13 protein-coding genes and 2 tRNA genes are annotated in these 13,875 nt (G+C 61.7%); 6 read left to right on the top strand and 9 right to left on the bottom strand.

Features of this window, described 5'->3' with window-relative positions; all coding sequences use genetic code 11:
• Positions 1-112: 112 nt before the first annotated feature.
• The 5 genes from ACYVH8_RS11035 to ACYVH8_RS11055 form a co-directional block, all read right to left on the bottom strand.
• Positions 113-868: an ATP-binding protein gene (locus tag ACYVH8_RS11035; RefSeq protein ID WP_460488910.1), complete on the bottom strand. Its 756-nt coding sequence runs from the start codon at positions 866-868 to the stop codon at positions 113-115.
• A 59-nt stretch (positions 869-927) separates the two neighbouring features.
• Positions 928-2,646 carry a replication endonuclease gene (locus ACYVH8_RS11040; protein ID WP_460488911.1) on the bottom strand — a complete coding sequence of 573 codons (1,719 nt, stop codon included), beginning with the start codon at positions 2,644-2,646 and terminating at the stop codon, positions 928-930.
• Between the two features lie 582 nt (positions 2,647-3,228).
• Positions 3,229-3,630, bottom strand: coding sequence for a helix-turn-helix domain-containing protein (locus ACYVH8_RS11045; RefSeq protein WP_460488912.1), 402 nt, complete (start codon positions 3,628-3,630; stop codon positions 3,229-3,231).
• Positions 3,602-4,045: a type II toxin-antitoxin system RelE/ParE family toxin gene (locus tag ACYVH8_RS11050; protein ID WP_460488913.1), complete on the bottom strand. Its 444-nt coding sequence runs from the start codon at positions 4,043-4,045 to the stop codon at positions 3,602-3,604. The genes ACYVH8_RS11045 and ACYVH8_RS11050 overlap by 29 nt, the downstream gene beginning before the upstream one ends.
• Positions 4,046-4,310: 265 nt before the next feature.
• On the bottom strand, positions 4,311-5,636 hold the full coding sequence (locus ACYVH8_RS11055) for a tyrosine-type recombinase/integrase (RefSeq protein WP_460488914.1): 1,326 nt from the start codon (positions 5,634-5,636) through the stop codon (positions 4,311-4,313).
• A 78-nt stretch (positions 5,637-5,714) separates the two neighbouring features.
• On the opposite strand from ACYVH8_RS11055, the gene ACYVH8_RS11060 reads away from it, so the two are divergent.
• Positions 5,715-5,887: transfer RNA gene (locus tag ACYVH8_RS11060), tRNA-Ile, on the top strand.
• Between the two features lie 16 nt (positions 5,888-5,903).
• On the opposite strand, the gene ACYVH8_RS11065 is transcribed toward ACYVH8_RS11060, so the two are convergent.
• On the bottom strand, positions 5,904-7,118 hold the full coding sequence (locus tag ACYVH8_RS11065) for an ABC transporter substrate-binding protein (RefSeq protein ID WP_460488915.1): 1,215 nt from the start codon (positions 7,116-7,118) through the stop codon (positions 5,904-5,906).
• 176 nt (positions 7,119-7,294) lie between these two features.
• Here ACYVH8_RS11065 and ACYVH8_RS11070 point away from each other — a divergent pair.
• A tRNA-Arg gene (locus ACYVH8_RS11070) sits at positions 7,295-7,371 on the top strand.
• Between the two features lie 240 nt (positions 7,372-7,611).
• Here ACYVH8_RS11070 and argG read toward each other — a convergent pair.
• From argG to ACYVH8_RS11085, 3 genes are read right to left on the bottom strand one after another with little or no spacing between them, the layout of a single operon-like run.
• Entirely contained in the window at positions 7,612-8,952 is a 1,341-nt protein-coding gene (gene argG / locus ACYVH8_RS11075) for an argininosuccinate synthase (protein WP_460488916.1), read from the bottom strand.
• Positions 8,953-8,956: 4 nt separating this feature from the next.
• Entirely contained in the window at positions 8,957-9,271 is a 315-nt protein-coding gene (gene ppnP, locus ACYVH8_RS11080; RefSeq protein WP_460488917.1) for a pyrimidine/purine nucleoside phosphorylase, read from the bottom strand.
• Positions 9,272-9,321: 50 nt separating this feature from the next.
• On the bottom strand, positions 9,322-9,681 hold the full coding sequence (locus ACYVH8_RS11085) for an ArsC family reductase (RefSeq protein ID WP_460488918.1): 360 nt from the start codon (positions 9,679-9,681) through the stop codon (positions 9,322-9,324).
• Positions 9,682-9,840: 159 nt separating this feature from the next.
• Between ACYVH8_RS11085 and folC the strand changes: the two genes are divergently transcribed.
• Genes folC through purF form a run of 4 tightly spaced genes read left to right on the top strand, consistent with a single transcriptional unit; the run spans position 9,841 to position 13,874 of the window.
• Positions 9,841-11,151 (top strand): bifunctional tetrahydrofolate synthase/dihydrofolate synthase, encoded by a 1,311-nt coding sequence (folC, locus tag ACYVH8_RS11090; protein ID WP_460488919.1) that lies wholly within the window; start codon positions 9,841-9,843, stop codon positions 11,149-11,151.
• Positions 11,152-11,162: 11 nt separating this feature from the next.
• On the top strand, positions 11,163-11,822 hold the full coding sequence (locus tag ACYVH8_RS11095; protein ID WP_460488920.1) for an SPOR domain-containing protein: 660 nt from the start codon (positions 11,163-11,165) through the stop codon (positions 11,820-11,822).
• A gap of 8 nt (positions 11,823-11,830) precedes the next feature.
• Positions 11,831-12,316, top strand: coding sequence for a CvpA family protein (locus ACYVH8_RS11100; protein ID WP_460488921.1), 486 nt, complete (start codon positions 11,831-11,833; stop codon positions 12,314-12,316).
• A gap of 52 nt (positions 12,317-12,368) precedes the next feature.
• Complete coding sequence (gene purF / locus ACYVH8_RS11105) at positions 12,369-13,874, top strand: amidophosphoribosyltransferase (RefSeq protein WP_460488922.1); 1,506 nt, start codon at positions 12,369-12,371, stop codon at positions 13,872-13,874.
• Position 13,875 lies beyond the last annotated feature (1 nt).

The following is a 13,875-nucleotide window of genomic DNA, read 5'->3' on the forward strand; positions in this document are numbered from 1 at the left end:
CCGGGTCTTCTTCCTCTTGCCTGCGTATTCGGCATCGGCGAAACTGATCTGGTCCATCGGCACAACTCCTTTGCCACGATCAACGATTCAAGGGGCCGTTCGGTGGACTTGTTCAGACCTTCCTTAGGTTTTTGGCCAGACGTGACATAAGCGCCGACTTGCCGCTTCCAGGGGGGCCAAGAAGTAACGATACAGAATTTCGATTAGAGGATACTTTTTGATGAATCAACTCAAGCTCTGGTCTGTCGATCCAGTGTTCCCCGTCGATAAGTTGTGGCCACTCAAGAAGGTCTCGGGAAACCATGTTAAAGACGGCTGATAGTTCATCCGTGTTGAGACCATGCGCGAAGATTTTTCCGCTAGCCAGCGTACGCCCAGCAGGATGCAACTCGGTAGGTAAATTAATTTTTTTGAGGATCCGAAGAGCTTCTTCAGTTTGCCGGCTGTCGAGCAGAGGTTGAAGTGATTCCTCTAATTTGAATTGCTGTTCAGCGATTTGAAGAAATCTCCAGACTGCATTGTGAAGATCTACCATGGGCTCGGCTGTGAATTGCTGAGCGTATGAGTGGATGATCTTTTCTGCGTTGGGCGTCCTATCGCGAGTCAGGAAACAAAGAAGTTCATCTGCTACGACAACTTTTAAGAAGTGCTCATCAAAAAATGACGCGGCAAGCTCTGGAAATTCAGATGCGAATTGCGTATAAGCTTTTTCGAGCGACTGCTTATAAGACTTGCGCTCGCTACGCTTTTTTAGAAGAGCTTTTGCCTTCTTGCCTATTAATGGCTTGACGACAGCCCCTGTAAGCCAAACGGTCGCTCCAGGAATGTGTTGCGATAGATACGACGTAACTGCTGCAATGACGGACATTTAGCGCACTCCCTTTTTTCCTCCCCCAGTTTTCTTTTGTGGAGGTCGCTAATTGTCTTTCAACTTGATCTTCTAGGGAAATCTGAAATATTTGATTGGATTTTCGCGCACATGTTCGTACAGTTATTGACACAAGTCCAAGGCTGCGCGGGCTCCTCCCTCTCCGCAACAGACCTCCGATCGTCAGCCGGTTTGCTCTTCTTGAAAACGATCTCCCAGGTGTGGCGCGCAGACTCCACTACCCAGTTCACGACGCGACTGGACATGCTGTCACTGCCCGATTCTGTATAGGTTTCAGTGGACGTGGTCTCAACACCATACGGACGGGGCGCAGGCTCGTCGCCGTACCGGCCTGGCTTTTCAGGGGTGAGCATTGCAAGTTTGATCTGCGCGTCTCTACCGCAGAAAACCCCGCCTTGCGCCTTGCAGTAGTGATCCCAGGCAACGGACGCGTTCTCCCGGCCTTCGATTACCGCTACCTTGTTGACGGCATCGTGTGCCTGGCGCAGATGGGCCGGTGCTCCAGCGGGTAGTTTCTCCACTCGGCGTAGTTCCCGCCATACCCCGATGGGAGGGCCGCCAACTTGCTGAAATTGGCGTATGCCCCACGTTGTGGCCCAGGCCTCGACGCGGGCAGCTGATTCCGTCGCAGGCTTCCCGTTGAAGTCATCTCCTACCCCGTGGCCGTCAATGTTCTTGGCGACGTATTTGGCGATGTACCCGGCGGCACTGCCTTTGCTCCAGTCAATCGATTTGAAATCGCAGCGGTGCTCCTGGGCTCCTTTTTCATCAGGGTTGTCCCTCAATGCGTATTCGCGTACCGTCTCAATTACGGCCTGCATGGCTTGTTTCGGGCAAAACACCAGGAAATGCCAATGGGGTGTTGCGTCATGCTGGGGCTCTGCAATTCGGAACCCATAAAGGCGAATGCCCTGCCGTGCAAGGGCGGATCGGATGAGTGCCCAAACATTGCAAAGGTATTTCTGCGCCGTCGCAGGCGTTTCTGCCGGATCGAAATTCGGGTTTGAGATAACGGTCTTGCCGCTATTGACGGTCCGCCACCGATGGAACCGGCTCGGGCAGGTGAGTGTCATGAAGAGTCCGGCATGGCCCATGTCTAAGGCGATGCGCTCGAATCCAGAAATCCTAGTCATGAGTTCGCAGCGGCGTACGCGCTTGTTCGCCGGGCTGGTGGCCGCCAGTTCCGCCAGGGTGAATTCTTGGCCGAATTCGTTCCGTGCAATGGTGCTGTCCAGGCTTGCTGCGTTGCGTTCGTTTTGCTGCTGACGTGCGCGGAATCGCTCGTTGCTCACATATAGATCGCGGCTCTTGTTGACGTGGCCCAGCTGGATGGCGGCGGCCTCGACAACCTGCCCTTGGTGGCGTCTCAGGCGACGTCGCCACCAGAGGGGGCAGCACATGCGCGCGATGGAGGGACGATCTGCCATTTCCCCGGGAGGCGGTTTGATGCTCTGCCGATGGCATACACGCTCCATGGCTGAGCGCAGGGGCTCTATCTTGTGGAAGATCTCAGCCCGGCTGGCGCAGAGGTTCGCCAGTGCCTTTGCGGCCTCACAGATCGTGGAATCCGAGGCGTCCAGCGGTATGCGGACCTGGAGCAGGGCTTCCGTGGTTTCGCGAAGCTGGACGTTGGCTTTGTATGGGTTGTGAGCGGCGGTTTCGGCCCAGATACTCAGGAGGTCATTGCTCCAGTGACGCGGCAGAGTATCGACGCGGCTCTGCGTCCACTCCGCGTCCGAGGGGTAGCGCGTATGCATGTTCGTCCCGGACGGCTTAGGCGATGGCCTGAACGTTCAAGAGTCGGCGTAATTCGGCCACAGGCCAGGCTAGGCGGCCATTAACGCGGATGGGCTGTAGTGGCCCGTTTTCTCGCATGGCCCACAGACGCAGGGTTTGCTGGGCGCGGTTGAGGTGGTACGCGGCTTCCGGAGTCGGCAGTGCCGAGCGGTTTTCGCGATCTAGCGGGACGAGAATTCGAGTTGTTTGTGCCACGTCGTTGCCTTACAGGCTTGTTGAACATGGCTTCTCATTATTTGCATCCGCAGATGTTTCTCAACTCCAGTTACCGTTACCGTTACAGGAGTTGACAGGAAAGTATTTTTATGCCGCCCCTTACTTTGGAGGCCGTTGGTCGGTTTTTCTATCCCAATTGGCAACGAAAAATCAGAATGCACCGCGCGGAATGGTTGGTAACGCCTATGTTGGCGAACGAGAATCGACCGGAACCGTATACGGTATTTGGTTGCTTTTAGAGTAAGCGGGGCTTTGCATTCAAGCGAGGTCGAATGCAGGGCGCTTAGCGCCAAGACGCTGGGCGGGCTAGAACCGCCTGGGGCCTCTTAGGCGAGCACTTCCAGCCCGTGCTTCTCGATGACAGAGAGGAGTTTCGCGGCGCTGCCACTGGGGCGCTTGGCCCCGGATTCCCATTGCTGGACTGCGGAGGGACTCACGTTCAGGCTGCGCGCAAAAAAGCCTTGGCTAGCATGCACGCGGCGGCGGATCTTGACGACGTCGGCCGGTGTGTACTCCGGAGGAGCCGTGCAAAGCTCTTCGTATTCGCGCATGGTTCGTTTGTTGATCAGGCCGGAGCGCTCCATATCACCTGCGAGCTCAAGAACAGCAGCCATGGCCGCACTCTTGGGCTTCCTGGTCGCGGGCCTCTGAACCGGAACCGTCTTGCGCGCGGTCGGCTTCGCGATGGCTTTTGCCTTGCTACGGATGTTGGTCGTCTTCGTCGTCATTGCAAATCTCCACGGCGCCGCCGTCTTTGGCCAGTTTTTCCAGACCGGCGATCCCTTTGGAGCCCAGGTCCTTGGACAATTTCTTAAAGGCTTCCAGTTCGTCCTGATCGATGTTTTCTTTGTCGTTCTTGGAAAAGAGGTAGGCGAAGAGCCAGAAACTTCCGGGCTTGGTCGCAACGATCGAGCGGCTCCGGTTCTCATTGAGCCGCTTTTTCCAGACGTTGCCGCCCAAGTCTTCGCCTTTGCCTTCTTCGAGCTCCCTGGCCGCCTTGCACAACTCATCGTCTTCGATGCCCGCCTTGCGTGCATCCCGCGCAAAGCTCTTCGATTTAAAAACGCGCGCCACAGGCCGCGTCTGCTTGGCCTCGGGCTTCTTTGCTGCAACGGTACTGGCCGGCTTCTTGCCTTTGCTCATAATATAACACTAGGTGTGATAGTTTTCAAGCCGCTCAGAGATGGCCTGCGGTGGCTCGCGCGGGCCAGCTTACCCGGTTTTCGAGACATCCCGGCGCCACTCCGAGACCGCGCTGGTTGAGTTAGGCCAAGTGGCGGGTGAGCAACTAGCTCAGTCATTCATCCGGTACAGATAGCTGATACGGGTACAGATACGGTAACCGTTACCGTAACGGTTACCGTTACAGGAAATGCAGAGCCTTTTGCCGCCAATTGCTGCACAGGGTCTACTTCACGGCGCGTAGTTTCTTCGTGCCGGTTTCCTCGGCCACAAATTCAACCCCGGCCTGTTCCAGAATCCATGCCTCGATTTTCTCGTGGTGCAGGCGCAGCAGGTCGAGCGGGCGCACGGTGTAGTGCTTCTCAGCGGTTGCACTGGGCTTGTGGCCCATGAGTTGCGCTACCACTCCAGCAGGGATTTCCAGCCATTCGGTCAGCGACTTGAAGGAGCGGCGCAGGCCGTGCAGGGTCAGCCCTTTGATCCCCGCCACCTGGCAGGCCCGTTCATGCAGCTTATGCGGTGTGCTCATGGCCTTGCCTGCCATCTTCTTTTCGCTGGATGGACTGGCAAAGACCCAGTCATTGACCCTGGGGACGCCTTCGAACAAGTGGGCCACGTAAGGGGTCAATGGGATGATGCGTTCGCCTTCCACCTTGTCCCGGATCGTGAGACCCTTCCATTTGCGGTCGAGATCGGCCCAGCGCAGAGCCAGGATTTCGCCGGGGCGGGCGCCGGTCAGGAGCAGGGTCTGCAAGTAGGCCGAGGCCATGGGGTTCACCAGGCCGCGCACGGCAGCAAACCATGCCTCCAGCTGTTCGCGCTGCAATGAGTCCTGCCGCACCTTGGGCTTGCCCAGCACCTCGCGCACGACCTTGGCCTTGGCCGGGTTCTGCGGGGGCAGGACCTGGGCGTACTGCGGATGCTCGGCGCACCAGCTGAGGAAGCCACGCACCAGACGCCAGGACAGGCGCGCCGAGGTCGGCCCCTTGGTGGTTTCCTTTTCAGCCCAGGTACTGAGGGCGGAGGGAGTGAGGTCGCGCAGCTTGCGGGCGAGCAGGGGATAGATGGGGCCGGCGACGGTCTCTCCGCGTCCACGTGTGCCGCGTATCGCGGGCTCTCCCCCCGCCTTGGATTTGCGGATGTGGTCTTTGTAGTGGTGCTCACCCCAGCGCGGGCGCCGGGCTTCGATGTAGGTGGTCCAGGCTTCGCCCACGGTGACGGCTTGCACGGCTGCTGTTGCTGCCTTCGATAAGCGCTCGGCTTCCTTTTGTCGCTCGACTTCGCGCGGGTCTGCGCCCTGGTCGATCTGCACGCGCAGGCGATTGGCCTCGGTGCGGGCGCCATCGATGGTCCAGGAGCGCACATCGCCGATGGTGCGGCGTATGGTCTGACGACCCAGCTTGGCTTCGAAGACATAGGCCTTGGCGCCGGAGGTGGTTACGCGCACGCGCAACGCGGGCGCCTTGCGGTCACGCAAGAAGGCTTGTGCCTTGCCCTCCGGACATTTCAGGCGCTCGATGAGCCCCACAGTGAGCTCTTGGGGCTCGCTCAAATCAACCGGTGTGCTCTTTAAAGGACGCATAATCCCTTGGTCTCCCTGGTCGTTTCATGTAGCCACCATGTAGCCACGGGGGCGCAGTTTTGACGAATCCAATTCAACAGAGGCAACACGAAGTTCGCATCTACCCTCTTGATTTCATTGGATTTGGGAGATTTTACAAACAGTCTTCAACAGACCAAAATAGCGTCCGGCGGGGACTCATAATCCCTTGGTCGCAGGTTCAAGTCCTGCACGCCCTACCATTTCATCCGGCCGGTCCTATCCTTGCTGCTTGCGCCGGATCACCGTGGCGCGTTTCTCGTCTTCCTTGTAGTAGTAGCCGCGCTCCTGATTGCGCCAGGTGCCCAGCCACAGCATGTTCAGGGAGATGGCGTCGTGGTCCTTGTCGGAGAAGGGGCGGTCATAGGTGGTGACCACACCACGGTAGATGCCGCTGGGGTTCTCCAGCGCTTTTTTCATGGCGGGGCCAGAAAAATCGCCGCGCGAGTCGAACATGGCGCGCACCAGCAGGTTGACGGCATCGTAGGTCTGCGCGGCCGACATCATGGAACCTATGGGTTGTTCCTTGCGGACCTTGCTGTAGTTGCGCAGGAAGGAGCTGTTGCGCTCCAGGAAGACGTTGGGCAGCACGGTCTGCACCATCAGGGTGCCTTCAACCTTGCCCGCCGAGGTGTTGAAAGCCGAGGCGTGTGACAGCCCCCAAGGGCCGAACTGTGGCACCTTCCAGCCTACGGCCGCACGGCTGGCCGAGATCACCCCCTGCTCGGGGCCGACGGTCCAGCCGATCAGGGCATCGGCACCGGAGTTTTTCAGAGCCTTGAGTTCCTCATCCAGTGTTTTCACGCCGACCTTGAAGCGCACCACGGCCTGAGGCTTGAGCCCGGCGCGGCCCAGGGCGGCCTCCAGATCCTTGAGGCCAGCATCACCATAACCGGTGGTGTCCACCAACAGTGCCACCTTGGTCAGGCCGCGCTTGACGATCTCGTCGATCAGGAACTGGGTCTGGTGCTGGTCCGGGGCCGAGGTCCGGAAGATGAAACTCTGCGCGGCCAGATACTTGGCCGTGATGGCCGTGCCGGTGGCGCAGGGCACGATCAGCGTGTGTTTGTTGCTCTGAAACACGTCCAGCGCCTTCATGGCCACGCCGCTGTTGCAGAAGCCGATGGTGGCCACCACTTTCTCCTTGAGTACCAGATCCTCGGCATGCTTGAGGCCGACATCATTGTCGGCCTCGTCGTCACGCACCACGAGTTCGAGCGATCGGCCCAGGTAGCCGCCGACCTGGTTGATCTCCTGCACCGCCACCTGGGCGCCGACCAGAGCGCTGTTACCCATGTCGGAGGAGCCGCCGGTGAGCGGAAAAATGAGGCCGAGGCGTATGGGGCCGCTGGTGCTGGGCTGGGCTTGCAGCGGGGCCGTGCCGAGGCTCAGGCCGATGCCTGCCAGCAGGCCAGCCAAGCGGATTGCTTGCATGGTCGTGATCTCCGTTTTATGACTTTGGCTCTAGATTAGTCGATTCCTTTGCCGCTGCGGGCAAATTTCAGCCCATCCTGGCGGGTGCGACCAGCCACCGTGGTTTGCACCCGACGCACAGCGCCTGCGCCTGCGCACGGAACGCGCTCAAAAGCCGTGCTATAATCTTTTTCTTCGCGGCTGTAGCTCAGTTGGATAGAGTACTTGGCTACGAACCAAGGGGTCGTGGGTTCAATTCCTGCCAGCCGCACCAAAACAAAAAAGCCTGCAACTGAAAAGTTGCAGGCTTTTTTCTTGGGTTGTGTTTTTGCTGGTGTGGCTTTGCCGGGATGCGCCCCCGACAAGGGCAGTCACTTTCTCTTGTGTGCTGCGAAGCAAGAAAAGGTGACTCGCCCACCGGGGCGAGACCCGCAGTGCCTTGCGAGCAACAATGCAACGCAGAAACAGAAAAGCCACCCGCAGGCGGCCTTCCAGATACCGAAGCAAAAAGAGCTTACTTCTTGCCCTTGCCCCCCAGCGACAGCAACTCCGCCCCCACTCCCGCCGACAGCAAGCCGGTTTCGGAATAGATGCCCAGCTTGGCGCGGGTATCCGTGATGTCCAGATTGCGCATGGTCAGCTGGCCGATGCGGTCCAGGGGACTGAAGGGCGCGTCTTCCACCTTCTCCATGCTCAGGCGCTCAGGCGCGTAGGTGAGGTTGGGGCTCGTGGTGTTGAGGATGGCATAGTCGTTGCCGCGGCGCAGCTCCAGCGTGACCTCGCCGGTGATGGCGCGGGCCACCCAGCGTTGGGCTGTTTCGCGCAGCATGATGGCCTGGGGGTCGAACCAGCGGCCCTGGTAGAGCAGGCGGCCCAGCTTGCGGCCGTTGTCTCGGTACTGCTCGATGGTGTCTTCGTTGTGGATACCGGTCACCAGGCGCTCGTAGGCGATATGCAGCAGGGCCAGGCCCGGGGCCTCGTAGATGCCGCGGCTCTTGGCCTCGATGATGCGGTTCTCGATCTGGTCGCTCATGCCCAGGCCGTGACGGCCGCCGATGCGGTTGGCTTCCAGGATCAGTTCCACCGGGTCGCTGAACTGCACGCCGTTCAGGGCGACCGGCTGACCTTCCTCGAAGCGCACGGTCACTTCCTCGCGCTTGACGGCCACTTCGTCTTTCCAGAAAGCGACACCCATGATGGGGTTCACGATTTTCATGCCGCTGTTGAGGTGTTCCAGGTCCTTGGCCTCGTGCGTGGCGCCCAGCATGTTGGAGTCGGTGCTATAGGCCTTCTCGGCGCTCATCTTGTAGCCGAAGCCGTGCTGCGTCATGAAGGCGCTCATCTCGGCGCGGCCGCCCAGCTCGTCGATGAAGAGCTGGTCCAGCCAGGGTTTGTAGATCTTGAGCGAGGGGTTGGTCAGCAGGCCGTAGCGGTAGAAACGCTCGATGTCGTTGCCCTTGAAGGTCGAGCCGTCGCCCCAGATGTTGACCTCGTCCTCCTTCATGGCGGCCACCAGCATGGTGCCGGTGACGGCGCGGCCCAGCGGCGTGGTGTTGAAGTAGGTCACGCCGGCGGTGGAGATGTGGAAGGCGCCGGACTGCAGCGCGGCGATGCCTTCGTGCGCCAGCTGGCGGCGGCAGTCGATCAGGCGTGCCAGCCTGGCGCCGTATTCCATGGCCTTGCGCGGGATGGCGTCGTAATCGGGTTCGTCGGGTTGGCCCAGGTTGGCGGTGTAGGCATAGGGCTCGGCACCCTTGAGTTTCATCCACAGCAGGGCGGCGCTGGTGTCCAGGCCGCCCGAGAAGGCGATGCCGACCTTCTGGCCGATGGGGAGGTTTTGCAGGATGGTGGCCATGGGGTCAACCGAAGTGGCAGATGTAGTGGTAGGGCTCGGTCACACGGATCTCGAACGAGGAGTTGCCGGGCACGCTGAACTTCTGGCCCGCGACAGACTTGACCCAGGCGTCGGTGCCCTTGAGCTTGTACTCGCAACTGCCGGCCACGCATTCCATGATCTCGGGCGCGCCGGTGTTGAAGGTCAGGGTGGCGGGAAGGACCACGCCGACCGACTTCTTGGTGCCGTCGGCCAGGGTGATGCTGTGGCTGACGCACTTGCCGTCGAAATAGACGTTGGCCTGGGTGGCGACGGTCACGCCGTTGTATTGCTGGGTCATGGTGTGGTGCTCTGTTTTCAGGGGCGAATCCGCGATTTTAAGGCAGCGGCTTACTTGAGGCGGCTCAACCAGTTGGCGGCATCGAAACCCACGCTCACGTCCCTTGCGTTCCATTCAACGACGGGGCGTTTGATCACGCTGGCCTGGGCCAGCATCAGGGCGCGGGCGCTGCGGGCATCGGTGACAGCGGCCTGGGTGGCCGCGTCCAGCTTGCGCCAGGTCGTGCCCTGGCGGTTCAGCAGCTTTTCCCAGCCGGCCGTGGCCAGCCAGTGGTCCAGACTGGCCTCGGGCACACCCTGCTTCTTGAAATCGTGGAACTGCACCTCCACCTGCTGTTCGGCCAGCCAGGCGCGCGCCTTCTTGACGGTGTCGCAGTTGGGGATGCCGTAGAGCGTGATGGAGCGGGTCATTTCAGTGGCGTCGAGAATCGAATGGTTGCTGGATGGAGGATGTTCTAAGCGGGAAACGCCGTGGAACCGGCTTTGCCGGGCCACTGGCGTTGCCCCCTTGAGGGGGAGGCGGCTGCGCCGCCTCAGGGGTGTTTCCTATTTCCGGGACAATTGTCGGATATGTCGAGCTTGAACACACTTTCCGACTGGCTGGCCCATTGCGAGCGCCTGCATCCCAAGACCATCGACATGGGCCTGGACCGCGTCAAGGCCGTGGCCCAGCGCATGGGCCTGCATTTTGACTGCCCCATCATCACCGTGGCCGGTACCAATGGCAAGGGCTCGACCTGCGCCATGCTGGAGTCCATCCTGGGCCAGGCCGGCTACCGCACCGGCGTCTACACCTCGCCGCATCTGGTGCATTTCGAGGAGCGCCTGCGCCTGCGGGGGGGTGTGGTGAAGGCCGACGAATTGCTGCCGTGCTTCGCGCGCGTCGAGCAGGCCCGCACGGCTGGCGGCGGCGAGATCTCGCTGAGTTATTTTGAATTCACCACCCTGGCCATCCTGGACTGCATCGCGCAGGCGGGCGTGGACGTGGCCATCCTCGAAGTGGGCCTGGGTGGGCGGCTCGATGCCGTCAACATCCTGGACGCCGACTGCGCCGTCATCACCAGCATCGACCTGGACCACATGGAGCTGCTGGGCCCCGACCGCGAAAGCATCGGCCGCGAGAAGGCCGGCATCATGCGCACCGGCCGACCCGTGGTGGTGAGCGACCCCATCCCGCCGCAGAGCGTGCTGGACCATGCGGCCGCCATCGATGCCGACCTTTGGCGTGCCGGCCGCGACTTCAATTGCTCGGGCGACAAGCAGCAGTGGAACTGGGCCGGCCGGGGCCGCCGTTACAGCGGCCTGGCCTATCCGGCGCTGCGGGGCGCCAACCAGCTGGTCAACGCCTCGGGCGTGCTGGCCGCGCTGAGCGCCTTGCGCGAGCAACTGCCGGTGACGGCCCAGGCCGTGCGCAACGGCCTGGCCTTCGTGGAGCTGCCGGGGCGTTTCCAGATCATCCCGGGCCAGCCCACCCTGGTGCTGGACGTGGCGCACAACCCGCACTCGGTGGCCGCGCTCACCGCCAACCTGGACGCCATGGGCTATTTTCCGACCACGCATGCCGTCTTCGGCGCCATGGCCGACAAGGATCTGGCCCCCATGCTGGCGCGCATCATGCCCCTGGTGGACCGCTGGTATTTCAGTGATTTACCCACGCCCCGCGCGGCCAGTGCGGCCGATCTGCAGGCCAAGTGCCAGGCGCTGAATGCGCGTGTGGCCGGGACCTCCGCGCTCTTTGCCGACCCCCTCTTGGCCCTGGGCGCGGCTCTTCGCCAAGCGGACCCCGCTGATAGAATCGTGGTCTTCGGATCGTTCTACACGGTCGGTGGCGTTCTGAAGGAAGGCGTGCCGAGCCTTCAAGCCCAGCATCTCCAAACCTGAGTCCCGACTTCATGGCCTTTTTCAAGTTCCGCAAGGGTGGTGACGATCAGACCGCTCCCGCCGCGCAGCCCGAGAGCGTGGAGGTGTTGCGCCGTCGAGCCAAGAATCGGCTGATCGGTTCCGCCATCCTGGTGCTGATCGGGGTCATCGGTTTCCCCCTGCTGGTGGACAAGCAGCCCCGCCCCGTCGCCGTGGACCTGCCCATCGAGATTCCCGACAAGAACAAGGTGTTGCCGCTGAGCCTGCCCGCAGCCCCTGCGCCGGCCCTCGCGGCGTCCGAAACCGTACCGACCGCCTCCGCTTCAGGCCCGGTCACCGAGGCCACACCGGCGCCTGTCAAACCGGCGCCGGTCGCCAAGGCCGAGAGCAAGCCCGAGCCCAAGGCCGCCAAGCCCGAAGCGAAGGCAGAGCCGAAAAAAACCGAAACCAGACCGGCTGCCGAAACCCGGTACGTGGTACAGGTCGGCTCCTTTGCCGACGAAAACCGCGCGCGTGACGCGCGCAGCAAGATCGAGCGTGCCGGTTTCAAGAACTACACCCAGGCCGTGGAAACCAAGGACGGCAAACGCATCCGCGTGCGGGCCGGTCCTTTTGCCAGCAAGGCCGAGGCCGAGCGTGTTGCGGAGAAGCTCAAGAAACTCGACCTGCCGGGCACCGTGCTGAGCCTCTAGGAATGGGCATGAGCGCACTGGACTGGATTTTCATCGCGGCCCTGCTGGCCTCGATCGCCCTGGGCGTGTGGCGTGGTTTTGTCTACGAGGTGCTGTCGGTGCTGAACTGGCTGCTGGCCTTCGTGCTGGCCCAATGGCTGGGCGCCGACGTCGGCCGCCAGCTGCCGATCGGCGGCAACTCGGAGGCGCTGAGCCACATCGCCGGTTTTGTGCTGGTCTTTGTGGCGGCGGTGTTTCTCGGTGGCCTGCTGGTCTGGGGACTGCCCAAATTGATCGAGCAGGCCGGCCTGCGCCCGGTGGACCGGGTGCTGGGTGGCGTTTTCGGCCTGCTGCGCGGGCTCATCCTGCTGCTGGCGCTGACCGTGCTGGTGCTGATGTCGCCCTTGAAGAGCCAGGTCTGGTGGCGTGAGGCCGAGGCGGCGCGTATATCGGTGGAGGCGCTCAAGCTGCTCAAGCCGGTGCTGCCGCGGAGTGTGGGAAAGTATTTGCCCTGATTGATCGGGTGACGCACGGACAGGCCGTGCGCTCCCGACTGGAAGTGAAACCATGTGTGGAATCGTCGGCGTTGTCAGCAACGCACCCGTCAACCAGCTGATCTATGACTCGCTGCTGCTCTTGCAGCACCGCGGGCAGGATGCGGCCGGCATTGTCACCCAGCAGGAACGCAAGTTCTTCATGCACAAGGCCAAGGGCATGGTGAAGGACGTGTTCCGTACCCGCAATATGCGCGCGCTGCCGGGCAACTGCGGCCTGGGCCAGGCACGCTACCCGACGGCAGGCAATGCCTACAGCGAGGAAGAGGCCCAACCCTTCTACGTGAACGCACCTTTCGGCATCGTGCTGGTGCACAACGGCAACCTGACCAATGCGCAGGCGCTCAAGGCCGAGCTGTTCAACACCGACCATCGCCATCTCAACACCGAGAGCGACTCCGAGGTGCTGCTCAACGTGCTGGCCGACGAGATGGACAAGGCCACGCGCGGCAAGCCGCTGCGCGTGGGCGATGTGTTCGTTGCCGTGCGTCAGATGCACAGACGCCTGCGTGGTTCCTATTCCGTCATCGCACTGATCGCCGGCCACGGCGTGCTGGCCTTCCGCGATCCCTATGGCATCCGCCCGCTGTGCATGGGCCGCAGTCCGGATGGCACCGTCATGCTGGCCAGCGAATCCGTCGTGCTCGAGGGCACGGGCCATGTGTTCGAGCGCGACATCGCCCCGGGCGAGGCCGTGTTCGTGGACCTGGACGGCCACGTCAGCGCCCTGCAATGCGCCGACCTGCCGCAGTTGCACCCCTGCATCTTCGAATACGTCTACCTGGCCCGTCCCGACTCGGTCATGGACGGCATCTCGGTCTACCAGGCGCGCCTGAACCTGGGCGAGACCCTGGCCAAGCGCGTGATCTCCACGGTGCCGCCCAGCGAGATCGACGTGGTCATTCCCATCCCCGAATCGAGCCGTCCCAGCGCCATGCAGCTGGCCCAGTTGCTGGGCCTGCCCTACCGCGAGGGCTTCGTGAAGAACCGCTATGTGGGCCGCACCTTCATCATGCCGGGCCAGGCCGTGCGCAAGAAGAGCGTACGGCAGAAGCTCAACGTGATCGGCAGCGAGTTCAAGGGCCGCAACGTGCTGCTGGTGGACGACTCCATCGTGCGCGGCACGACCAGCCGCGAGATCGTGCAGATGGCGCGCGAGGCGGGCGCCAACAAGGTCTACATGGCCAGCGCCGCGCCGCCGGTGCGCTTTCCCAACGTTTACGGCATCGACATGCCCACGGTGGAAGAGCTGGTGGCGCATGGCCGCAGCGTGGAAGAGGTGCGCCAGATCATCGGCGCCGATGCCCTGATCTACCAGGACGTCGATGCGATGAAACATGCCATCGGCAAGCTCAACACCAGGATCAACGGCTTCGATGCCTCCTGCTTCGACGGTGTCTACGTCACCGGCGACATCCAGGCGGCGGACATCGAACGCATGAACTCGGCACGCGTGAAGGGCGGTGAGGACGATGCCGACACCTCGCGCCTGGCCCTGCCCAACCACCAGGTGGAATGAG

This window comes from Curvibacter fontanus, assembly GCF_054780335.1.

What these genes read in the sequence shown, in the direction of transcription:
- ACYVH8_RS11035 (WP_460488910.1), bottom strand. Translation starts at nt 868, where the DNA reads ATGTCCGTCATTGCAGCAGTTACGTCGTATCTATCGCAACACATTCCT.
- ACYVH8_RS11040 (WP_460488911.1), bottom strand. Translation starts at nt 2,646, where the DNA reads ATGCATACGCGCTACCCCTCGGACGCGGAGTGGACGCAGAGCCGCGTC.
- ACYVH8_RS11045 (WP_460488912.1), bottom strand. Translation starts at nt 3,630, where the DNA reads ATGACGACGAAGACGACCAACATCCGTAGCAAGGCAAAAGCCATCGCG.
- ACYVH8_RS11050 (WP_460488913.1), bottom strand. Translation starts at nt 4,045, where the DNA reads ATGAGCAAAGGCAAGAAGCCGGCCAGTACCGTTGCAGCAAAGAAGCCC.
- ACYVH8_RS11065 (WP_460488915.1), bottom strand. Translation starts at nt 7,118, where the DNA reads ATGCAAGCAATCCGCTTGGCTGGCCTGCTGGCAGGCATCGGCCTGAGC.
- argG (WP_460488916.1), bottom strand. Translation starts at nt 8,952, where the DNA reads ATGGCCACCATCCTGCAAAACCTCCCCATCGGCCAGAAGGTCGGCATC.
- ppnP (WP_460488917.1), bottom strand. Translation starts at nt 9,271, where the DNA reads ATGACCCAGCAATACAACGGCGTGACCGTCGCCACCCAGGCCAACGTC.
- ACYVH8_RS11085 (WP_460488918.1), bottom strand. Translation starts at nt 9,681, where the DNA reads ATGACCCGCTCCATCACGCTCTACGGCATCCCCAACTGCGACACCGTC.
- folC (WP_460488919.1), top strand. Translation starts at nt 9,841, where the DNA reads ATGTCGAGCTTGAACACACTTTCCGACTGGCTGGCCCATTGCGAGCGC.
- ACYVH8_RS11095 (WP_460488920.1), top strand. Translation starts at nt 11,163, where the DNA reads ATGGCCTTTTTCAAGTTCCGCAAGGGTGGTGACGATCAGACCGCTCCC.
- ACYVH8_RS11100 (WP_460488921.1), top strand. Translation starts at nt 11,831, where the DNA reads ATGAGCGCACTGGACTGGATTTTCATCGCGGCCCTGCTGGCCTCGATC.
- purF (WP_460488922.1), top strand. Translation starts at nt 12,369, where the DNA reads ATGTGTGGAATCGTCGGCGTTGTCAGCAACGCACCCGTCAACCAGCTG.